The sequence below is a fragment of the Micromonospora sp. NPDC049836 genome (assembly GCF_044465125.1).
GTDB lineage: Bacteria > Actinomycetota > Actinomycetes > Mycobacteriales > Micromonosporaceae > Micromonospora.
This window is the reverse complement of the sequence record NZ_JBITLH010000014.1, coordinates 138,552-158,823: the sequence shown is the minus strand read 5'-3', so window position 1 is coordinate 158,823 and position 20,272 is coordinate 138,552. Positions and strand designations below refer to the sequence as shown.

At 70.7% G+C, this 20,272-nt stretch carries 18 protein-coding genes and 2 tRNA genes; 7 read left to right on the top strand and 13 right to left on the bottom strand.

The features are described from left to right. Nucleotides 1-709 precede the first annotated feature (709 nt). On the bottom strand, nt 710-1,126 hold the full coding sequence (locus ACIBPB_RS28905; protein ID WP_396755719.1) for a carboxymuconolactone decarboxylase family protein: 417 nt from the start codon (nt 1,124-1,126) through the stop codon (nt 710-712). Between the two features lie 164 nt (nt 1,127-1,290). Here ACIBPB_RS28905 and ACIBPB_RS28900 point away from each other — a divergent pair, with 164 nt between their 5' ends. Then, a complete protein-coding gene (locus ACIBPB_RS28900; protein ID WP_396842592.1) occupies nt 1,291-1,461 on the top strand; it encodes a hypothetical protein in 171 nt (56 codons plus the stop codon). 15 nt (nt 1,462-1,476) lie between these two features. Here the strand turns inward: ACIBPB_RS28900 and ACIBPB_RS28895 are convergent. The 6 genes from ACIBPB_RS28895 to gyrB all read right to left on the bottom strand — a co-directional run bounded on the left by ACIBPB_RS28895 (nt 1,477) and on the right by gyrB (nt 8,992). After that, a tRNA-Ala gene (locus ACIBPB_RS28895) sits at nt 1,477-1,552 on the bottom strand. Between the two features lie 43 nt (nt 1,553-1,595). Further along, on the bottom strand, nt 1,596-1,724 hold the full coding sequence (locus ACIBPB_RS28890; protein ID WP_357319161.1) for a DLW-39 family protein: 129 nt from the start codon (nt 1,722-1,724) through the stop codon (nt 1,596-1,598). A 41-nt stretch (nt 1,725-1,765) separates the two neighbouring features. Then, nucleotides 1,766-1,839: transfer RNA gene (locus ACIBPB_RS28885), tRNA-Ile, on the bottom strand. Between the two features lie 342 nt (nt 1,840-2,181). Continuing rightward, entirely contained in the window at nt 2,182-3,120 is a 939-nt protein-coding gene (locus ACIBPB_RS28880) for a DUF3566 domain-containing protein (RefSeq protein ID WP_396842591.1), read from the bottom strand. A 3-nt stretch (nt 3,121-3,123) separates the two neighbouring features. Continuing rightward, the gene (gyrA, locus tag ACIBPB_RS28875) at nt 3,124-6,915 is read right to left on the bottom strand and encodes an intein-containing DNA gyrase subunit A (RefSeq protein WP_396842590.1); all 3,792 of its coding nucleotides are present in this window, start codon (nt 6,913-6,915) and stop codon (nt 3,124-3,126) included. A 130-nt stretch (nt 6,916-7,045) separates the two neighbouring features. Next, entirely contained in the window at nt 7,046-8,992 is a 1,947-nt protein-coding gene (gyrB, locus tag ACIBPB_RS28870) for a DNA topoisomerase (ATP-hydrolyzing) subunit B (protein ID WP_357319153.1), read from the bottom strand. A 535-nt stretch (nt 8,993-9,527) separates the two neighbouring features. On the opposite strand from gyrB, the gene ACIBPB_RS28865 reads away from it, so the two are divergent. Then, nucleotides 9,528-10,082, top strand: a complete 555-nt coding sequence (locus ACIBPB_RS28865) for a hypothetical protein (RefSeq protein WP_396842589.1) — start codon at nt 9,528-9,530, stop codon at nt 10,080-10,082. On the opposite strand, the gene ACIBPB_RS28860 is transcribed toward ACIBPB_RS28865, so the two are convergent. After that, nucleotides 10,067-10,552, bottom strand: a complete 486-nt coding sequence (locus ACIBPB_RS28860) for a MarR family winged helix-turn-helix transcriptional regulator (RefSeq protein WP_396842588.1) — start codon at nt 10,550-10,552, stop codon at nt 10,067-10,069. The two genes, ACIBPB_RS28865 and ACIBPB_RS28860, sit on opposite strands and share 16 nt — an antisense overlap. Before the next feature lie 98 nt (nt 10,553-10,650). Between ACIBPB_RS28860 and ACIBPB_RS28855 the strand changes: the two genes are divergently transcribed. Next, nucleotides 10,651-10,887 (top strand): hypothetical protein, encoded by a 237-nt coding sequence (locus ACIBPB_RS28855; RefSeq protein WP_396842587.1) that lies wholly within the window; start codon nt 10,651-10,653, stop codon nt 10,885-10,887. Here ACIBPB_RS28855 and ACIBPB_RS28850 read toward each other — a convergent pair. The 5 genes from ACIBPB_RS28850 to dnaA all read right to left on the bottom strand — a co-directional run bounded on the left by ACIBPB_RS28850 (nt 10,878) and on the right by dnaA (nt 17,642). After that, a complete protein-coding gene (locus ACIBPB_RS28850) occupies nt 10,878-11,528 on the bottom strand; it encodes a DUF721 domain-containing protein (RefSeq protein ID WP_396842586.1) in 651 nt (216 codons plus the stop codon). The genes ACIBPB_RS28855 and ACIBPB_RS28850 overlap by 10 nt on opposite strands. Beyond that, nucleotides 11,518-12,651, bottom strand: a complete 1,134-nt coding sequence (gene recF, locus ACIBPB_RS28845; protein WP_396842585.1) for a DNA replication/repair protein RecF — start codon at nt 12,649-12,651, stop codon at nt 11,518-11,520. Before recF ends, ACIBPB_RS28850 begins: the two co-directional genes overlap by 11 nt. 16 nt (nt 12,652-12,667) lie before the next feature. Continuing rightward, nucleotides 12,668-13,540 carry a phosphogluconate dehydrogenase (NAD(+)-dependent, decarboxylating) gene (gnd, locus tag ACIBPB_RS28840; protein WP_357319136.1) on the bottom strand — a complete coding sequence of 291 codons (873 nt, stop codon included), beginning with the start codon at nt 13,538-13,540 and terminating at the stop codon, nt 12,668-12,670. A gap of 40 nt (nt 13,541-13,580) precedes the next feature. Further along, nucleotides 13,581-14,714, bottom strand: a complete 1,134-nt coding sequence (dnaN, locus tag ACIBPB_RS28835) for a DNA polymerase III subunit beta (RefSeq protein ID WP_396842584.1) — start codon at nt 14,712-14,714, stop codon at nt 13,581-13,583. A gap of 1,125 nt (nt 14,715-15,839) precedes the next feature. Then, entirely contained in the window at nt 15,840-17,642 is a 1,803-nt protein-coding gene (dnaA, locus tag ACIBPB_RS28830; RefSeq protein WP_396842583.1) for a chromosomal replication initiator protein DnaA, read from the bottom strand. 571 nt (nt 17,643-18,213) lie between these two features. On the opposite strand from dnaA, the gene rpmH reads away from it, so the two are divergent. Genes rpmH through yidC form a run of 4 tightly spaced genes read left to right on the top strand, consistent with a single transcriptional unit; the run spans nt 18,214 to nt 20,076 of the window. Beyond that, entirely contained in the window at nt 18,214-18,351 is a 138-nt protein-coding gene (gene rpmH / locus ACIBPB_RS28825; RefSeq protein ID WP_074478258.1) for a 50S ribosomal protein L34, read from the top strand. 34 nt (nt 18,352-18,385) lie between these two features. Continuing rightward, nucleotides 18,386-18,799 (top strand): ribonuclease P protein component, encoded by a 414-nt coding sequence (rnpA, locus tag ACIBPB_RS28820; RefSeq protein ID WP_396842582.1) that lies wholly within the window; start codon nt 18,386-18,388, stop codon nt 18,797-18,799. A gap of 41 nt (nt 18,800-18,840) precedes the next feature. Further along, a complete protein-coding gene (gene yidD, locus ACIBPB_RS28815; protein WP_156312959.1) occupies nt 18,841-19,080 on the top strand; it encodes a membrane protein insertion efficiency factor YidD in 240 nt (79 codons plus the stop codon). After that, on the top strand, nt 19,081-20,076 hold the full coding sequence (gene yidC, locus ACIBPB_RS28810) for a membrane protein insertase YidC (protein WP_396842581.1): 996 nt from the start codon (nt 19,081-19,083) through the stop codon (nt 20,074-20,076). The last annotated feature ends 196 nt before the right edge of the window (nt 20,077-20,272 follow it).

Here is a 20,272-nt window from a genome sequence, read left to right as displayed (position 1 = left end):
CCGCCCAGTCCTCCACGCTCAGCACCTCCCGATGCTTCCGGAGGGGGTCAACCTTCAGCCGGAACCACGGGGTTAGTTTTCAGGCGGAGCCGACAGCGTACGAAACATCAGCCAAACCGAACTGACCAACCAGCCGGCCAGCGGGCCGGTCCTCGGCGTCTCTCGACGTGTCGCGGCGGACGTTGTCAATCACTCGGCAACCCTGGGGCCGGGCCGCCGCACATCAAGTCGCCTCACCTGGGTGTGGGCAGAGCGGAAACCGTCAACCTCTTCACGTCGGCGCCCTAACCGCAACCCCTCGAACGCCGCCAGCTCGCCGACGCGGCCGGCGTGCGCTCCCCTACGCCGCGCGGGCTCGTGGCCGCGCGGCCCGGCCGGCTGCCAGCCCACCACCACCCGGTCAACCACCTGTCGTTCTGGGCGGCCCTCCGGGCTTTCCCGCTTCCGCGCCAGCCGCCGGGCGTGTTGCGTGGCCGGAGTCGGAGCGCCAGCGGAGCGACGGACGCGCGCCCAGGCGGCGGCGCGGCTGCGGCCCGCTCAGGGCCGCCTTGAAGACGTACAGAAACTTTGAACCACATCGCCGGCAGTCCGGTGTGTCCGACTTTGCTTGATGCGTTACAGGTCGACTTCACATGATGGGTGACACTCCGCCGAGCGTTGGTGGAGTTGTCCGTGACTGCCGGATCGTGCGATCACGAAAACCCGTACCTTAGCGTTCCGGGTCCTCTGCGAAGACCTGGGCCGCGACCTGGTAGCCGTCGAACGCGCGTGCTACGCCGGCGTAGACCGCGACCTGAAGGAAGACTTCGGCGATCTCTTCCTTGGTGGCGCCGGCGTTGAGCGCGATGCGGAGCTGACCGCGTAGCGGCTCCAGGACGCCGAGTGTTGCCGCGATGGTTACAGATACCAGTGCCCGCGTCTGCGTATCTAGGTGCTCGGTGCGCGGCCAAACGTCGCCGAAGGCGTGCATCGTCGCGATCCGCTTGAAGTCTGCGCCGTTAGCTGGCTCACCAGGGGTAGCGCCAAGAAAGCGCTCCAAGCGGAAGCCCAGCAGGCGCTCAGCCGTGTCCAGCGCGGCGGCGTATCCCGGGTCTGTCGCCGCCGTTGCCTGATGGTCCGTCGCCATGATGCTTACTCTTCCATCTACCAGGGCAAAGCAGGCGAGAACGGGCACTTCGACCGCAGCTAAAGGCCACCGAGACATAGCCGGGTGCAAGTGAGATCAGCATCAATCTCGGCGTTCGTGCTCATTCGGTAACCCGCGGAGTCCCGGTCAACATCGTCCGGGCGGTGATGGGCCACGAGCAGGCATCGACCACGCTCAACCGCTACACGCATACCCCGGCGGATTTCCACGAGTCCGTGCGCAGGGTCTTCGGCGGCTCTGCTGACGATCCGCTGAAGACCAGAGATGGCCCTCAATCCAAGAGCGATTCAGCGGAGGAGAAGAACAGGCCGTGACCTGCCCAAATGATGTGGTGGAGCCCAGGGGACTCGAACCCCTAACCCCTGCCTTGCAAAGGCAGTGCTCTGCCAGTTGAGCTAGGGCCCCGGGGGCGGGCGGAGCCGCCCGGTGCTGGCAGTCGGAGGGACGGTCAGCGCAGGTCGGGCGAGGTGGTCGCCTCGTGCCAGAGCGCGCGCTCGTCGTTCGCGGCCTTCACCTTCTTGGCCACGACAGCGGCCACGCCGACGACGCCGACCAGGATCAGGAGCTTCTTGAACATTGGGGCAACCCCTTGCGCTCGACTACCGTCGGACGTTGCGGTGGGGCTAGCTGGAATCGAACCAGCGACCTCAGAGTTATCAGCTCTGCGCTCTAACCGACTGAGCTATAGCCCCGCGTAGCGACGAGCAAGGTTAACCCATCGCCGCCGCCGCTCCCAAATCGGGGTCGACGGCGCTGCCCGCGTGTCTTCGACCGTACCGGCAGCCAACCGGAGCGGCCACCGCTTTCCCCCGCCAGCCATGATCCACGCACTTTGCCGCAGCCCGTGCCATCGACCGTCGACGAAGGCCCAACCCGCCGCACTCCGGCCCATCACCCGCCGACGAAAACCCAACCCGCCCCATCACCCGCCGACGAATGCCCAACCCGCCGCAACCCGGGCCAGCCACCGCGGGCCGGTGGATACGGCGACGCCGGGCGGCCGCGGTCGGCGGCTGCCCGGCGTCGGTCGTCGTTCAGTCCCGCTCGGCGAGGGTCAACTCGATCCCGCCGACCAGGTCGGCGCAGACGTTGTAGACGAAGGCGCCGAGGGTGGCCAGCGCGGTGAAGAGCACGACGTTGACCAGCCCGATCAGCGCGGAGCTGAGGATCACGCCCTTGGCGGTGATCCGGAAGCCGCCGCCACCGGACTGGCCGCCGGCGTTCACCAGGTCGGTCAGGCTGTCGTTGACGCTCTTGAACACGCCCATCGCGTCCAGGGCCAGGTAGAGCACCGAGGTGGCGACGACCACCACGATGAAGAGCACCACCGAGACCGCGAACGCGAACTTCATCACCGACCACGGGTCGATCCGCTTGAGATTCAGCCGGGCTCGGCGCGGTCCGCGCGACGCGGCCGAGCTGACCGAGGTACGCGCGGCGCGTACCGCCTCACCGACGCGGGCGGCGCCGACGGCCGCCGCGCCGCTGATGCCCGGCGGCAGGCCGCCCCCGTTGGCGGGGCGGCCGGCGGTGCCGGGGGTGCCGGGGGTGCCGGGGCGGGCGCCGTCCGGCGAGGGCTTCGGGGCGGTGCCGAGGCCGGCGCCGACGCGCGGCTGGGTGCCGGTGGTGCCGGTCGACGGCTTCGCCGTACCCGTGGGCTTGATCGGCTGGGTGGCGGTGACGGGCTTGGTGGCGGTGACCGCGGGGGCGGTCGCCGTGCCGTCGGCGGACGCCGGGGCGTCGGCCGTGGCCTGCTCGGTCGGGTCGCCGGCGGCCGAGTCCTCCCCGGGCTTGTCCGGTGGCGGAGCCATGCCGGGGGCCCGGGTGAACTTCGGGGCAGGCGCGTCGGCGGGGACCGTGGCCCGGCCCACGGCCGCGCGGCCGGTCGCTGGTGTACCGCCCTGCGCGGCCTCCTCGTCGACCGGGTTGGCCGAGGTCCCCTTGTTCCCCGACTTCGCCTGTGTCTCCGTCATCAACTAGTCCTGTTCGTCAGGCTCGTCGGCATTGCGAGCAATCGCCACGATAGTCACGCCGTCCGGGAGGTCCATCAGCTTGACCCCCATTGTGTTCCGGTCACGCGTACGGCGTACAGGCTTCACCGGAGTCCGGATGACGCCGCCGTTGCTGGTGATGGCAAACAGCTCGTCGTCCGGACTGATCACCACCGCACCGACCAGACCACCGCGTCGCTCGGTGATCTTCGCAGTCAGCACGCCCTTACCTCCCCGGCCCTGGACCGGGTATTCCTCGATCGGGGTACGTTTCGCGTATCCCCCGTTCGTCGCTACCAGCACGTCCTTCTCTTCCATGCCCTCCCGGTGGATGACCTCCATGGCGAGCAGGACGTCTTCCTCGCTGAACCGCATGCCGATCACGCCGGAGGTGGCCCGGCCCATCGGCCGCAGCGTCTCGTCCGTGGCACCGAAGCGGATGGCCTGGGCGTTCTTCGACACCAGGAGCAGGTCGTCCTCCGGGCCCACCAGGGCAGCACCGACCAGCTCGTCCTCATCGCGCAGGTTGATCGCGATGATGCCGCCGGAACGGTTGGAGTCGAACTCCTCGAGCCGCGTCTTCTTCACCAGGCCGTTCTTCGTGGCCAGTACCAGGTAGGGCGCCACCTGGTAGTTCGGAATCTCGATGATCTGCGCGATCTGCTCGTCCGCTTGGAAGGCGAGCAGGTTGGCCACGTGCTGGCCCTTGGCCACCCTACTGGCCTCCGGAAGCTCGTACGCCTTCGCCCGATAGACCCTGCCCTTGTTGGTGAAGAACAGGATCCAGTCGTGGGTGGAGCATACGAAGAAGTGGCTGACAATGTCGTCCTGCCGCAGGGTCGCCCCGCTGACCCCCTTGCCGCCCCGCCGCTGCGAGCGGTACAGGTCGACCTTGGTGCGCTTGGCGTAGCCGGTGCGGGTGATGGTGACCACCACGTCCTCGCGGGCGATGAGGTCCTCCATGGAGACCTCGCCGTCGAACGGGATGATCTTGGTGCGCCGCTCGTCGCCCCACTTGGCGACGATCTCGCCCAGCTCGTCGGAGACGATCTTCCGCTGCCGCTCCGGCTTGGCCAGGATGTCCTTGAGGTCGGCGATCTCCAGCTCGAGCTTGGCCAGGTCGTCCAGGATCCGCTGGCGCTCCAGGGCGGCCAGCCGGCGCAGCTGCATGTCCAGGATCGCGGTGGCCTGGATCTCGTCGATCTCCAGCAGCCGGATCAGGCCCTGCCGGGCGTCCTCCACCGTGGGCGAGCGCCGGATCAGGGCGATGACCTCGTCGAGCGCGTCCAGCGCCTTGGCCAGGCCGCGCAGGATGTGCGCCCGCTCCTCCGCCTTGCGCAGCCGGAACGCGGTCCGCCGGCGGATGACCTCGATCTGGTGCTCGACGTAGTAGCGGAGGAACTGGGCCAGGTTGAGCGTGCGCGGCACGCCGTCGACCAGCGCCAGCATGTTGGCGCCGAAGGTCTCCTGGAGCTGGGTGTGCTTGTAGAGGTTGTTCAGCACCACCTTGGCGACCGCGTCGCGCTTGAGCACCAGCACGATCCGCATGCCGGTACGCCCGGAGGACTCGTCGCGGATGTCGGCGATGCCGGCGAGCTTGCCCTCCTTGATCAGCTCGGCGATCCGCTCCGCCAGGTTGTCCGGGTTGACCTGGTACGGCAGCTCGCTGACCACGAGCGCCGGCCGGCCCCGCTTGTCCTCCTCGACCTCGACCACGGCGCGCATCCGGATCGAGCCACGCCCGGTCCGGTACGCGTCCTGGATGCCGGCCTGGCCGACGATCAGGCCGTGGGTCGGGAAGTCCGGGCCCTTGACGATCTCCAGCAGCGCCTCGAGGGTGGTCGCCTCGTCGGCCTCCGGGTGCTCCAGGCACCACTGCACGGCCGCGCCGATCTCCCGCAGGTTGTGCGGCGGGATCTTGGTGGCCATGCCGACCGCGATGCCCTCGGAGCCGTTGATCAGCAGGTTGGGGATGCGGGACGGCAGGATGGTGGGCTCCTTGGCCCGGCCGTCGTAGTTGTCCTGGAGGTCGACGGTGTCCTCGTCGATGTCCCGCAGCATCTCCATGGCCAGCGGGTCGAGCTTGCACTCGGTGTTGTGGCTGACGAACCCGTCGGAGACGAACGAGTGGTCCTCGGTGTCGACCCGGATGCTGTAGACCGCCTGCACGCCGGCGTCGGCGAGCTCGGCCACCTCGGCGTAGTAGAAGCGGCCGTCGACGAGCGGCTCGACCACGTCGAGCACCTCGCTGTTGGTGATCCGCGCGGCGATCTCCTCGCGGTCCCGCTCCCAACGCTCGACCCGGTCCACGTTGTGCCGGCGCAGCCAGTCCCGCTCGGTCCAGCGGTCCGCGCCGTGCTCGCGGATGAAGTCACCGACCAGCGGCACGTGATCGCCGGAGAGCGCCGTGCTGCTCGCCGGCACCTGGGCCAGCTCCGACTCCAGCTTCGCCTGCTTGCGGCCGAGGAAGCCGACGTGGGCCGCGAAGATCCGGGCGTCCCGCCGGTTCGTGATCACAACCTTGATCTCGCCGTTGTCGTACCGGCACTGGCGGCTGATCACGCCGAACTCGAGCAGCAGCTGCTGGACCTCGCGGGCCAGCCGGGCGCTGCGGGTCGAGTACGAGATCTGGATGGTGTGGCGGGGCAGCAGCGAGGACGAGCCGTCGCCCTCGAAGAGCGCCTGCAGGAAGGCGCGCTTGACGGCCGCCGGCCCCTGCCAGACGAACTCGGGGACGAACTTGTCGGCGCTGCGCGCCCCGACCAGCTCGCCGAGGATGCTCGCGCGCAGCGCGGACAGGTCCTGCACGTCCAGTTCGTGCAGGGTGCTGCCCGAGGCGATCACGCGCTCGCTGACGTATCGGGGACCACCGACGGCCAGGTCGTAGGCGGCCAGGACGCGGAGGAAGAAGTCCCGGTCCACGTTGTTGAAGCCCGCCCGCGCCGCCGAGACCCAGCCCTCCGACACGAACGCGCCGGCCAGGACGGCCGCCTCGACGTGCTCCAGCATCGGGTAGCCGATCTCGTCCGGCACGGTGCGCTGGAGGACCACCCGGTCGCCCGGGGTGATCTCGGCGAGCAGCTTCCAGAGCAGGGTCGGCACGCCGGCCACGTCCACCAGGCAGAGCACCGGGTGGTTGTGGGTGCCGGTCAGCTCGTACCCCTCTCGGGTGCGCAGCCGCAGCGTGGGGTGTTCGCCGGAGTGGAAGAACTTGGTGGCGCGGACAAGGTCGCCGTTGCGGTCGCGGACCTTCAGCTCGATGTCGGTCTCGCTGCTCGGCGCGACGCCCGGCACGACGTCACCGATCCGGATGCTGCCCTCAGCGGTACGAATCCGGACATCGGGGGTAACGCAGTAGCGCATGGCCGCGGCCGGGTCGTTGCCCGGCGAGCCGAAGTTGCCGTTGCCGTCGACCAGCGGGTACCGCAGCGACCAGGGCTGCGCCATCCGGACCAGCGCGTCGTAGATCGCCGAGTCGCCGTGCGGGTGGAACTGGCCCATCACGTCGCCGACGACCCGGGAGCACTTCACGTAGCCGCGGTCCGGCCGGTAGCCGGAGTCGAACATGGCGTAGAGGATCTTGCGGTGGACCGGCTTGAGCCCGTCCCGGACGTCCGGCAGGGCCCGCCCGACGATCACGCTCATCGCGTAGTCGAGGTACGAGCGCTGCATCTCGACCTCGAGGCCGACCGGCTCGATCCGGTCGTGCTGGACGACCGCGGCCAGTGTCTCCGGGGTCTCCGGCTCGTTCGGGGTGGACTCGGGAGTATCGGTCACTGTTAACCCTTATCAGACTCAGAGTCGTGTTCGTGCTGTGGATAACGGCTGTGGAAACCGGCCTGGCTGTGGATAACTCTGTGGACCGCCGGGCCGACCGGTGGATCTCCGGCCGGCCCGGCGTGGTCCGTCAGATGTCCAGGAACCGCACGTCCTTGGCGTTGCGCTGGATGAAGGAGCGGCGCGCCTCGACGTCCTCGCCCATCAACACGCTGAACAGCTCGTCGGCGGTTGCGGCGTCGTCGAGGGTCACCTGGCGCAGCGTGCGGGTGGCCGGGTTCATGGTGGTCTCCCACAGCTCGGGATAGTTCATCTCGCCGAGACCCTTGAACCGCTGGATGTCGTCCGGCCGGGCGTTGGCCTTCTTCTGCTGGCGCAGCGCGATCAGCCCGTCCCGCTCCCGGTCCGAGTACGCGTACTGCGCGTCGTCGCCCTTCTTGTTCCACTTGATCTTGTAGAGCGGCGGGGCGGCCAGGTAGACGTGCCCCAGCTCGACCAGCGGCCGCATGAAGCGGAACAGCAGGGTGAGCAGCAGCGTCTGGATGTGCTGGCCGTCGACGTCGGCGTCGGCCATCAGCACGATCTTGTGGTAGCGCAGCTTCTCGATGTCGAAGTCGTCGTGGATGCCGGTGCCCAGCGCGGTGATCAGCGCCTGGACCTCGTTGTTCTTCAGCACCCGGTCGATCCGGGCCTTCTCCACGTTGAGGATCTTGCCGCGGATCGGCAGGATCGCCTGGGTGCGCGGGTCGCGGCCCTGCTTGGCCGAGCCGCCCGCCGAGTCACCCTCGACGATGAACACCTCGGACTCGCGCGGGTCGGTCGACTGGCAGTCGGCCAGCTTGCCCGGCATCGAGCCGGACTCCAGCAGCGACTTGCGTCGGGCCAGCTTGCGCGCCTGCTGAGCGGCGATCCGGGCCCGGGCGGCCTGGGACGCCTTGGTGATGATGATCTTGGCTTCGGCCGGGTTCCGGTCGAACCAGTCGACCAGCGACTCGTTGCAGACCCGCTGCACGAAGCTCTTCACCGGGGTGTTGCCGAGCTTGGTCTTGGTCTGGCCCTCGAACTGCGGGTTGGTCAGCTTGACCGAGATGATCGCGGCCAGCCCCTCCCGGATGTCCTCACCGGAGAGCCGCTCGTCGCCCTTGAGCAGCTTCTTCTCCGCGCCGTAGCGGTTGACGACGCTGGTCAGCGCGGCGCGGAAGCCCTCCTCGTGGGTGCCGCCCTCGTGCGTGTTGATGTTGTTGGCGAAGGTGTAGACCGACTCGCCGTACGACTCGTTCCACTGCATGGCGATCTCGACGGACATCCCCTCCTCCTCGGCGGAGAACTCGACCACCGTCTTGTGGATCGGGTTCTTCGAGGCGTTGAGGTGCCGGACGAAGTCGGCGATGCCGCCCTCGTAGCGGAAGGTGACCTCGCGCGGCTTGCCCTCCTCGGTATCCGGGACCCGCTCGTCGAGCAGGTGGATGGTGAGGCCGCGGGTGAGGAAGGCCATCTCCTGGAGCCGGCGGTAGATGGTCTGGAAGTCGAAGTCGACCGTCTCGAAGACGTCCGAGTCGGGCCAGAAGGAGACCGCCGAACCGGTACGGTCGGTCGGCTCGCCCTTCTCCAGCGGGGTCGGCTTGGAGTTGTGGTACTGCTGCCGCCAGACGAAGCCGTCCTTGTGGATCTCCACGGCCATCTTGGTGGAGAGCGCGTTCACCACGGACACGCCGACGCCGTGCAGACCGCCGGAGACCGCGTACGCCTTGCCGTCGAACTTGCCGCCGGCGTGCAGCACGGTCAGCGCGACCTCGACACCGGGCTTCTTCAGCTTGGGGTGCAGGTCGACCGGGAAGCCACGGCCGTTGTCGGTGACCTTGACGCCGCCGTCGGCCAGCAGCACCACGTCGATGGTGTCGCAGTACCCGGCCAGCGCCTCGTCCACCGCGTTGTCGACGACCTCCCACACGAGGTGGTGCAGACCGCGCTCACCGGTGGACCCGATGTACATACCGGGCCGCTTCCGGACCGCTTCCAACCCCTCGAGGACGGTGATCGACTCCGCGCCGTACTTCTTGTTGTCCTCCGCTGCCACCCTCGGCCACTTTCTCGCACCGACCGCGCCAAGGCGCGGGGCGCGGGTTCGGCGGACAGGACGCGACGTCGGCGCACAAACCGGTCCCCGGGCGTCCAGGTCACGGATCGCTGCGCCGGTCGCCGCGGTTGCCCGCGGATCGCGATCGGCTCGACCCGATCCGGGACAATGATCAAGGGCCCTGCGGGCCCGTGTCCGTCGCTCCGTGTCGGGTCTTTCGTCTCGCCTCCAATCTTACTGTGCGCAGCCGACCAAACCGCCACTCGGCACCCCTGCGGGGCGGCTGAGAACTCCGTAGCCGGCCGAACCGCGCTGTCCGCGACTCCCCCTACACGCCACGGAGGGCTTCCGGTCGGGGCGGGGCGTCAGACCGGCCCGACGGATCGGTACCGGCAGTTGACCGACCGGGGGTCGCGGCGGGATCGGCCGTGCCGTACCTTTGCGGCGCCGCCGCTGCGGCCTTGATCTTTCACGGACCGAACCGGGACGATCGACCCGATCGGTGGTGAACGCGCTTGGTGAGAGGTGACGCGAGATGGGGCTGGACAACGTCGCGGTGCACTGGCCGCGGACCGGCCGCTTCTACGACCCGGTCGCGCCGGCCGAGTTCGTGGACTTCGGCGAGATCGTGGATCTGCCACGGATCTCCGCGCCCACGGCGGCGCTCGCCGAGCTGATCGCCAAGACCGGCACGGTACGCGCCACCGCGTACACCGAGTTGGTCGACCTGATCCTCGGCCTGGAAAATGTGCTCTACGCCACGGAGAACGCGGCCGAGGACGAGGACCCGGTGATCGACCCGGACGGGTGCGCCTGGATCGCCGACGGCGTGGAGAAGTTCATCGCCCGTCATCGGCCGATCGGCGAGCCGGTGACCTTCGAGTCGGTGAGCGAGGTGCTGCGCTCGCTGCTCGGCGACGGCCGGCTGGCCGAGCAGCAGCTGCGCTGGTTGGAGACCCGGCTGGACCGGCTGCGCGACGAGAACGGCGAGCCGCCGCAGTGGAACTTCACCTGCGCCGAGCTGAGCGTGCTGGCCGCCTTCTACCGGCGCTGCGCCGACCGGGGCTTCGCGGTCTACGCCGACGTCTGACCGGGCCGGTCGGCCGGGGCGGCGACCGCCCGGTTGGCCGCCGCGATCACACCGGTCAGCACGGTGTGCAGGTGCCGCAGCTCGGCCAGGGGCAGGCCGAGCCGTTCGACGACCGCCGGCGGGATCTGCTCGGCGCGGGCCCGCAGCGCCTGCCCGCTGGCGGTGAGCGAGACGGCGAGGCTGCGCTCGTCCGCGGCGTCCCGTTCCCGCCGTACGTAGCCGGCGGCCTCCAAGCGCTTGAGCAGGGGTGACAGCGTGCCGGGGTCGAGTTGGAGCAGCCGGCTGAGCTCCCGGACCGAGAGCGGCGCGTACTGCCAGAGCGCGAGCATGACCAGGTACTGCGGGTGGGTGAGCCCCATCGGCTCGAGCAGCGGCCGGTAGACGGCGACCACCCCGCGCGCCGCCACGGAGAGCGCGAAGCAGACCTGCTCCTCCAGCGCCAGCGGATCCCCGTCGAGCTGGTCGGACACCGGGCGCCTCCTCCTGGTCGTTGCGATCCTAGCAATGATTGGGGTACAAACAGTTTGCACACCAACTTTATCCCCGTGGCGGAGGAGAGACGAGCCCGATGAGCGAGGAGAAGCAGGCGGACGCGAGACCCGGCGACGGCGGCCGGCTCATGGGCTGGGTCTTCCGCAACCTCGCCGGCCCGTCCGACGTGCACGGCGCGGTGCAGGGCGGCTCGCAGCAGGCCCGGGAGGCCTGGAAGCGGGACCTCGAACTCCGCAAGCAGTGGAGCCGGGAGCAGCGGGAACGCCGGCGCGCCGAGCGGGCGGCCCGGCGCGGCGGTGACGGTCAGCCGTAGGTGTCGCGCGGGCCGCGGCCGCGGACCCGGCGCGGCCCGCGCGCCCAGGACGGCGCCGCCGGGCCGTGGATGTGCAGCTTGCGCACCACGTTGTGGCCGACCTCGCGGCCGATCTGCTGCAGCAGCGAGCCGGCCAGCAGCCGGAGCTGGGTCGCCCACGCCGTCGAGCGGGCCTCCACGGTCAGCTCGCCGTCCTCCAGCTTCACCGGGCGGCTGTGCTGCGCCACCTCCGGCCCGACCACCCGCTCCCAGGCCCCGAAGACCGTCGCCTCGGCCGCCGGCTGCTGCCAGCCCCGCGCCTTGACCAGCTTGTCCAGCACCGCGCCGAGCGGCTGCGGATCGCGCGGGTCCGGCCCCGGGCCGGAGTAGCCGCGCAGCCGCTTCTCGCCCTCGCCCCGCACCGCGCTGCGCCGCCGGGTGCCCGCCGCCGCCTGCCGGCGGGCCTTCGCCGCGTCCAGCACCGCCCGGGCCAGCTCCGGCCCGGCCGCCCCGTCGGGCGGATCACCACCGGCCGCGCCGCCCGGCGCCGGTTCCGGCCCCCCGGGGGTACGGGCCCGACCGGTCCCGTCCACCCCCTCAGGGGTACGCGCACCGCGTCCCGGCCCCAGCCGGGCCGGCGGGAGCTGCACCTCATCCGACACGGCGCACCGTCCCTTCGCCCACCGCGTACCGGGCCCCGCGCAGCGCGGTCGGCACGTCGTCGTCCACCGCGCAGGTCACCAGCAACTGGCTGGCCCCGCCGACCAGCTCGGCCAGCCGCTCCCGGCGCCCGGCGTCCAGCTCGGCGAAGACATCATCCAGCACCAGCACCGGCTCGATGCCGTCGGCGCGCAGCAGGTCGTACCCGGCCAGCCGCAGCGCGAGCGCGTACGACCAGGACTCGCCGTGGCTGGCGTACCCCTTCGCGGGCAGCGGGCCGAGGGTGAGGGCGAGATCGTCCCGGTGCGGACCGACCAGGGTGGTGCCGCGTTCGATCTCCGCCGAGCGCTGCTCGGCCAGCGCGGACGCCAGCGCCTCGGTCAGCACCGCCCGGTCCGTGGTCGGCTCGGCCAGCGGCACCGACGGCCGGTACGCGATCCCCGCCGCGCCCCGCCCCGCCGCCACCGCGTCGTACGCCTTCGCGACGTGCGGGGTGAGCGCGGCGACCAGCTCCAGCCGGCCGGCGAGCAGCTCCGCCCCGTGGTGCGCGAGGTGGGTGTCCCAGACCGCGAGGGTGGACAGGTCCCCGCCCCGCGAGCCGCCGGTCTTGCGGGCCAGGTACGCCGTGCGCAGCAGCGCGTTGCGCTGCTTGACCACCCGCTCGTAGTCGGCCCGCACGCCGGCGTACCGGGGCTGCCGGGTGACCAGCAGGTCGTCCAGGTAGCGCCGGCGCTCCGCCGGGTCGCCCCGGACCAGTTCCAGGTCCTCCGGGGCGAAGAGCACCAGCCGCAGCGCGCCGAGCACGTCCCGGGCACGCCGGGCCGGCGAGCGTCCCAGCCGGGCCCGGTTGGCCTTGCCGGGCACGATCTCCAGCTCGATCAGCAGCTCGCGCCCCTCGTGCACCACCGCGCAGCGGATCACCGCGGCGGCCGCGCCCAGCCGGACCAGCGGGGCGTCCGTGGCGACCCGGTGCGAATCCAGGGTCGCCACGTAGCCCAGCGCCTCGACCAGGTTGGTCTTGCCGACGCCGTTCGCGCCGATCAGCACGTTCGGGCCCGGCTCCAGGTCGACGCCGACCCGCTCGTACGAGCGGAAGTCGACCAGTTCGAGCCGGCGGACGTACACAGGCGGGTGGCTGCCGTCAGCGCTTGTGGACGGCGTGCCCGCCGAACTGCTGGCGCAGCGCGGCCACGGCCTTCATCGCCGGCGAGTCGTCCTGCCGGGAGGCGAACCGGGCGAACAGAGAGGCGGTGATGACGTTCAGCGGCACGGCCAGCCGGACCGCCTCGTCGACGGTCCAGCGCCCCTCGCCGGTGTCCTCGGTGTAGCCGCTCAGCTCGGCCAGCTCCGGGTCCTCGTCCAGCGCGCGGTCCAGCAGGTCGAGCAGCCAGGACCGGACCACGGTCCCCTCGCGCCACGACTTGAACACGCCCGGCACGTTGGTCACCAGCTCGGAGGCGGCCAGCAGCTCGTAGCCCTCGGCGTAGGCGTGCATCAGGCCGTACTCGATGCCGTTGTGCACCATCTTGGCGTAGTGACCGGCGCCGACCGGGCCGGCGTGCACGAAGCCGAACTCGCCGGCCGGCTTGAGCGCCTCGAAGATCGGCATGAGCCGCTCGACGTGCTCCTGGGCGCCGCCGACCATCAGGGCGTAGCCGTTCTGCTTGCCCCAGACGCCGCCGGAGACGCCGACGTCGATGTAGCCGATGCCCTGCTCGTTGAGGCGCTCCGCGCGCGGGGCGTCGTCGCTGAACCGGGAGTTGCCGCCGTCGATGATGATGTCGTCCGCGCCGAGGACGCCGGCGAGCTCGTCGATGGTGGCGTCGGTGACCCCGGCCGGCACCATCACCCAGACCGCCCGCGGCGACTCGAGCTTCTCGGCCAGCTCCGCGAGGCTCGCGACGTCGCTCAGCTCCGCGTTGCGGTCGTAACCGACCACCTCGTGACCGGCGGCGCGCAACCGTTCGCGCATGTTGCCGCCCATCCGGCCGAGTCCTACCAGGCCGAGCTGCATCTGCTCCTACCTCCGTACGTCTGGGTGGTGCGGCGTGCGATCAGCGGGACACGCGGATCGGCATGATGAGGTACCGGTACCCGGGGATGACCTCGCCATCCTCGCCGGCGGGGGAAATCACCGCGGGCTTGAAGGCGTCGACGAAGCGCAGCAGGGCGTGCTGGGCGCCCAGGTTGGCCAGGCCGTCGATCAGGTACTGCGGGTTGAAGCCGATGGTGAGCGGGTCACCGGTGAAGGTGGCCTCCATCGCCTCGCTGGCCCGGGCCTCCTCGGTGCCGCCGGCCTCGACGACCAGCCCGTCCGCGCTGAAGCTGAGCAGCACCGGAGTGGTCCGCTCGGCGACCAGGGCCACCCGCTTGACCACCTCGATGAGCGTGGCGACCGGCACCCGGGCCTCGGCGTTGTGGTTGGCCGGGAAGAGCGAGCGCACCGGCGGGTAGTTGGCGCCGTCCAGCAGCCGGCTGGTGGTCCGGCGGGTGCCACCGGAGAAGCCGATCATGCCTTCGCCGGCGCCGCCCTGGGAGAGCGCCATGGTCACCTGGCCGCCGAGCGGGCCGAGGGCCTTGGCGGTGTCGTGCAGCGTGCGAGCGGGCACCAGGGCGTTGATGCTGATCTCGGGGTCGTCCGGGTTCCACTCCATCTCGCGCAGGGCGAGCCGGTAGCGGTCGGTGGCGAGCATCGCCAGGGTGCTGCCGGAGAGCTCGAGCCGGACGCCGGTCATCATCGGCAGCGTCTCGTCGCGGCCGGCGGCGACGGCCACCTGGGCCACCGCGGCGGCGAAGGCGGCGGCGTCGACGGTGCCGGCGCTCTCCGGCATCTCCGGCAGGCTCGGGTAGTCCTCGACCGGCATGGTCGGCAGGGTGAAGCGGGCGCTGCCGCAGACCAGCTCCAGGTGCGCCCCGACGGCCGCGATGTCCACCGGCTTGGCCGGGAGCGCCTTGGTGATCTCGGCGAGCAGGCGGCCGGAGACGAGAGCGGCGCCGTCGGCATCGCCCTGCACCTCGACGGTGACCTGGCTGGAGACCTCGTAGTCGAAGCCGGAAACCTGGAGGTTGCCGTCGGTGACCCGGAGCATCACCCCGGCCAGCACCGGCACGGAGGGTCGGTTGGGCAGGCTCTTGGCGGTCCAGGCGACCGCCTCGGCGAGCGCGTCGCGCTCCACTCGGAACTTCATCAATGCCTCCGCGTCGACGTCAGCGACAACTCTCTCATGCCGACCGCTGCCACCCGCCCCGCCCGACCGTGCGGGTACCCATCGCACCTTAGGGCGCGTGGGCATCGGCTGTGCGCCCGACCCCGTGGATCCAGGTGCCCCGGGCGACTGCCGGCGGCAGTGCACGGCCCGATCCACAGGAAGTCCAACGGTGATGATTGGTTTTTGTTGTTTAGAAGAGATAACTCATCGTCTTCATCGCACCTGTGCAAACTGTGGAGAACCGACGTCCGCGCAGCTCAGACAGGTTATCCACCGGTGGTTTGACTGTGGAGAACCAGGGGTAGAACCCGTGTCCCGGTCCACAGCCGGGCGCTGCCCCCAGGTTGTCCACGGTTGTCCACCGGTTGTCCACCGCTAATCCACCGGGTTTCTCCCCAGCGTTGTGGATGACGCGGAGCGAGTCGATCCGCGTCGTCCCCAGAACCTTCAACAGGTAGCCCACAGGCCGACCGTCGTCGGTGGACAACCGACCCGTCGTCCCCAGGCGTCCACAGCACCGTCCCCAGGGTTTGTCCACAGTCTGTGGGTAACTGGCCCGGGACGGAGCGTGGTTTTCCACCGCCTGTGACACAGGGGATGTGGACAACCGGCCGATGCTGTGGACGAACACGACACCGATGGTGGGCCCTGAACCGGGTTGAGGGTCAAGTCGCGGCTGTCCACCGGCCCGGTGCGGAGTGCCCGCCCGCGACGGCCGGACCCGCCCAGGCCCGCCCGCTGCGCCCGGACGCGCAGAGATCCAGCCGGGCGGCGCCGGGCGAGCTGGGGTCGCGAGCTGGGGTCGCGAGCTGAGGTTGCGAGTTGGGTCACGAGTTGGGGTCGCGAGTCGGGGTCGCAAGGTGAGATCGCGAGCTGGGGTCACGAGCTGGGGTCACGAGCTGGGGTCATGAGCTGAGATCGCGAGTTGCGGTATGTCGTGGCTTCCCGATGCGGGGAGGCCCCGTTCTGCCGCATTCCGTGTCGATCACGCCGATGGTCGTGTCGGTCACGCCCGTTGGTCGTGTCGGTCACGCCCGTTGGCCGGGTCGGTCACGCCGTCGGCCGTGGGCTGCGGGCTGCGGGCCGTCGGCTCCGCAGCCGCGATCAGGTGGTCTGCTTGATCCGGTTGGTCAGCTCGGCGATCTGGTTGTAGAGCGACCGGCGCTCGGCCATCTGCTGACGGATCTTCCGGTCCGCGTGCATGACCGTGGTGTGGTCCCGGCCGCCGAAGGCCTGACCGATCCGGGGCAGCGACAGGTCGGTCAGCTCCCGGCACAGGTACATGGCCACCTGGCGGGCGTTGACCAGCACCCGGGAGCGGGAGTGCCCGCGCAGGTCCTCCAGGCTCACCCCGAAGTAGTCCGCGGTGGAGGCCATGATCTGGTCGGCGTTGATCTCCGGGCCGGCGCCGTCCGGCATGAAGTCCCGCAGCACCTCCTCGGCCAGCGACAGCTCGACCGAGGAACGGGTGAGGCTGGCGAACGCGGTGACCCGGATCAGCGCGCCCTCGAGTTCCCGGATCGAGTTCGACACCCGGGAGGCGATGAACTCCAGCACGTCCGGTGGGGCGTACATCCGCTCCTGCGCCGCCTTCTTCTGCAGGATCGCGATCCGCGTCTCCAGGTCCGGCGGCTGGATGTCGGCGAGCAGCCCCCACTCGAACCGGGTCCGCATCCGGTCCTCGAGGGTGGCGAGTTGGCGCGGTGACCGGTCAGAGGTGATCACGATCTGCTTGTTGGCGTTGTGCAGCGTGTTGAAGGTGTGGAAGAACTCCTCCTGGGTCCGCTCCCGGTTCTCCAGGAACTGGATGTCGTCGATCAGGAGGATGTCCACGTCCCGGTACCGGCGCTGGAAGGCGCTGGTCTTGTCGTCCCGGAGCGAGTTGATGAAGTCGTTGGTGAACTCCTCGGTCGAGACGTACCGGACCGAGCGGGCGTTGCCCAGTGTCGTGGCGTAGTGCCCGATGGCGTGCAGCAGGTGGGTCTTACCCAACCCGGAGTGGCCGTAGATGAAGAGCGGGTTGTACGCCTTGGCCGGCGACTCGGCCACCGCGACGCTCGCGGCGTGCGCGAAGCGGTTCGAGGAGCCGATGACGAACGTCTCGAACATGTACTTCGGGTTGAGCCGGTTGCCGCCGCTCTCCGCCCCGCCGGGCAGCCGCCGGTCGGGCGAGCCGCCGGGGCGGTGATCCGCGCCACCGCGCCCCGGGCCCGAGTCGGTGGCCCCGTCGCCGGGCAGGCCGCGCAGCGGCGGCGCGGCCGCCGGGTTCTCCCGGTACCGCGGCTCGAAGCCCCGGCCGACCGGCGCCGGCGTGTCCGCGGCGCGATCCTCGAAGCCTCGGCGCTCGGGGGCGGCCCGCATCGGGTCGCCGAAGGCGGCGCTGAACAAGGTCTCCTGGCCGTCCCGGCTGGCCGGGATGAGCGGTGGTCGGGTCGCCTCGGGCGCGCGCTGCCAGGGGTCGGACTCCTCGGCCGGCGGCTCGGGATAGCCGGCGCTGTCGGGCCGGGCCGGGAAGCCGAACTCGGGGAAGCCGGGTGGCTCCGCCAGCGGGCCGGGCTGGGCGAAGCCCGCGAGCAGGTCCTGGGGGGCGTCCAGCTCGGTCGGCTCGGGACCGCTGCGGTAGACGGTGCCGGCCGGGCGGCCGTCCTCGGCGACCCGTACGGTGACGGCCACCTGGATGGGCCGGCCGAGCCGGCGGCTCAGCGCCTCGGTGATGGCCGGGCGGAGGCGGGACTCGATCACGTCCCGGGTGAACGCGTCCGGCACGGAGAGCAGCGCGGTGTCCTCGACGATGGCCCGTAACCGGGTGAGCCGGAGGTACGCCCGCTGCTGCGCGGAGATGATCTCGTCGGCGAGTTCGTCGGTCGTCGCCGTCCACACCGCGGCAAGGTCGGTCGCTCCGGTCACCGTCGTGCCACCCCCCTCGCCTCTACTCACGCCCGCCCGGACGGCTGACCGGTCGTCATCCACAAGTTATCCACAGCCTGTGTGTACCGACCGATTGTGGCCGCCCACCGGACGCGGGTCGGACCTGCCCCCCATGCCCCGGAGGCGTTGAAGCGGGTTCACCGTGCCGAACGATTCACCACCATGTCCGGTCTTGCCGGCCGGCGACACGGACCCCCGACGCTGACCGCAATCGGGCACGCTAACAGCGCGGACCCCGCGCCATCAACCGTCGACACCGGGGCAGCCTTGTCAACATCAGTGAAAACCGCCCCTTCGGTCGTGTTCCGGGGCGGGGAACGCCCCGGCTGTGATGTTTGACGGTCATTGCCCCCCTGCGTAGGCTGGAGCGGCTGCTCTCTCGCCCTCTGCTAGGGTGACGGGTGCTTGCTGTCCGCGGTCGGCGTCCCGGATCCACGAGGACCGGCGCCGCCGGGCAGCACCGATCGGAGGTCACCGCCGAGGTGGCCTGAACCACCACACGACCCCGGGCGTTCCCTCGTGCGGGGCCGACGACAACGGAGAGCCTGACGTGAGCAAGCGCACCTACCAGCCGAACAACCGCCGGCGCGCGAAGACCCACGGCTTCCGGCTGCGCATGCGCACCCGTGCCGGCCGCGCCATCATCTCGACCCGTCGCGCCAAGGGCCGCACCCGCCTGTCGGCCTGAGGCCGACCGGTCCGGTCCGGGGACGTGGGCAGTCGTGCTGACCGCCGCGCAGCGACTGCGGCGCAGTAGTGACTTCGCCGCAGCGGTCCGGGGTGGCCGGCGCGTCGGCCGTGGCGCCGTCGTGGTCCACCTGACCCTCCCCGCCCAGACCGGAGTCACCGCGACAACCTCGCCGGAGCCGGCGCGGAACAGCGGTGCGGAGTCCTCCGCACCGAGCCGCGCCGGCTTCGTCGTGTCCAAGGCGGTCGGCAACGCCGTGGTCCGGAACAAGGTACGCCGGCGGCTGCGGCACCTGGTCCGCGAGCGCCTCGCCGAGCTGCCCGGCGGGAGCACCCTCGTGGTGCGGGCCCTGCCGCCGGCCGCCGAGGCGTCGTACGCCGGACTCGGGGCCGACCTGGACGCCGCGATCGCGGCCGCGCGGACCGCCCGGGGCCGGCGGTCCCGGTGACCCGCCCCACTGCCGCAGCGCGGCCGACAACCGGTGCCCGGATGCTGCTGGCACCCATCATCGCGTACCGTCGGTGGATAAGTCCGGCACTGCCGGCCCGCTGCCGGTTCTACCCGTCGTGCAGTGCCTACGCCGTGGAGGCGGTGACCCGGCACGGTGCGCTGCGGGGAGCCTGGCTGACGGTCCGGCGGCTGTCGCGCTGCCACCCTTTCCACCCAGGTGGACACGACCCGGTGCCGGAGCCGGGCGGCCGCCGCCGCGTCGACGTGACTGGAGCCTGAGTGTTTAGTCTCGACTGGATCTACTACGCGATCTCGTGGATCCTGCTGACCTGGCACTCGGCCTGGGACGCCATCGGAGTTCCGGTCGGGGCCGTGATCGGCACGAACTGGGCCTGGATCCTGTCCATCATCTTCCTGGTGGTCACGGTCCGGGTGATCCTGTTCCCGGTCTTCGTCAAGCAGATCAAGTCGCAGCGGGCGATGCAGGCGCTCCAGCCCAAGGTCAAGGAGCTCCAGGAGAAGCACAAGGGTGACCGGGAGACGCTCCAGAAGGAGATGATGGAGCTCTACCGGAAGGAAAAGGCCAACCCGCTGATGGGCTGCCTTCCGATGTTCCTCCAGATCCCCGTCTTCCTGGGCCTGTTCCACACCCTCAAGCGGCTCAACCCCGACAACCAGGGCAAGACGCTGTACGGCTGGACCGTCGACCAGTTCCACAGCGCCTCCAGCGCGACGCTCTTCACCGCCCCGATCTCCGGCCGGTTCGGCTCCACCGCCGACGACCTGGCCAAGCTGGGGGCGAACGGCACGACGGTGAAGATCGTCGCCGGCATCCTGGTGCTGATCATGATCGCCACCACCTACCTGACCAGCCGGCAGATGATCCTCAAGACCGGCTGGGCGGAGGACCCGCAGCAGCGCATGGTCCAGCGGCTGATGCTCTACGGCATCCCGGTCTCGCTGCTCGTCTCCGGCTCGATCTTCCCGATCGGCGTGATCATCTACTGGGTCACCAACAACCTCTTCACCCTCGGCCAGCAGCAGTGGGTGCTGCGGAAGTTCCCGCCGCTGGTGCCGCCGAAGAATGCCGGCAAGACCAGCACCGCCGGGAAGACCACCGCCCAGCCGGCCAAGACCGGTGGCCTGCTCGGCCGCAAGACCGTGCAGCCGGCCGCCAAGGCCCCGGCGGCCGCCCCGAAGGTGGCGGCCCCGAAGCCCGGCGCCAAGCCGCTCAACCCGAAGAAGGGCAGTCGGCCCGCCAAGCGGCAGGGCTGACCCCGCCGGGCCGCCGCCGGTACCACCGGTGGCGGCCCGTTCCGGCCCCCGAGCTGCCGCCGTATGGCCGGCGCCGGGCCGGAACCGCCGCGCGGAGCGCGGTCACGGGCGAAACTGGCCCGTACAGACGTGCCCGAGGGCATCGGCGAACCTCCCGCCGGCCCCGGGAGACCAGCGGACCCGACGGTCCGGCCGA

Bases quoted from the DNA above. Each gene is read 5' to 3' on its own strand.
- yidD (WP_156312959.1), top strand. From the start codon at position 18,841: ATGCTGCTGGCACCCATCATCGCGTACCGTCGGTGGATAAGTCCGGCA.
- ACIBPB_RS28865 (WP_396842589.1), top strand. From the start codon at position 9,528: ATGGGGCTGGACAACGTCGCGGTGCACTGGCCGCGGACCGGCCGCTTC.
- gnd (WP_357319136.1), bottom strand. From the start codon at position 13,540: ATGCAGCTCGGCCTGGTAGGACTCGGCCGGATGGGCGGCAACATGCGC.
- ACIBPB_RS28905 (WP_396755719.1), bottom strand. From the start codon at position 1,126: ATGGCGACGGACCATCAGGCAACGGCGGCGACAGACCCGGGATACGCC.
- ACIBPB_RS28855 (WP_396842587.1), top strand. From the start codon at position 10,651: ATGAGCGAGGAGAAGCAGGCGGACGCGAGACCCGGCGACGGCGGCCGG.
- dnaN (WP_396842584.1), bottom strand. From the start codon at position 14,714: ATGAAGTTCCGAGTGGAGCGCGACGCGCTCGCCGAGGCGGTCGCCTGG.
- ACIBPB_RS28890 (WP_357319161.1), bottom strand. From the start codon at position 1,724: ATGTTCAAGAAGCTCCTGATCCTGGTCGGCGTCGTCGGCGTGGCCGCT.
- ACIBPB_RS28880 (WP_396842591.1), bottom strand. From the start codon at position 3,120: ATGACGGAGACACAGGCGAAGTCGGGGAACAAGGGGACCTCGGCCAAC.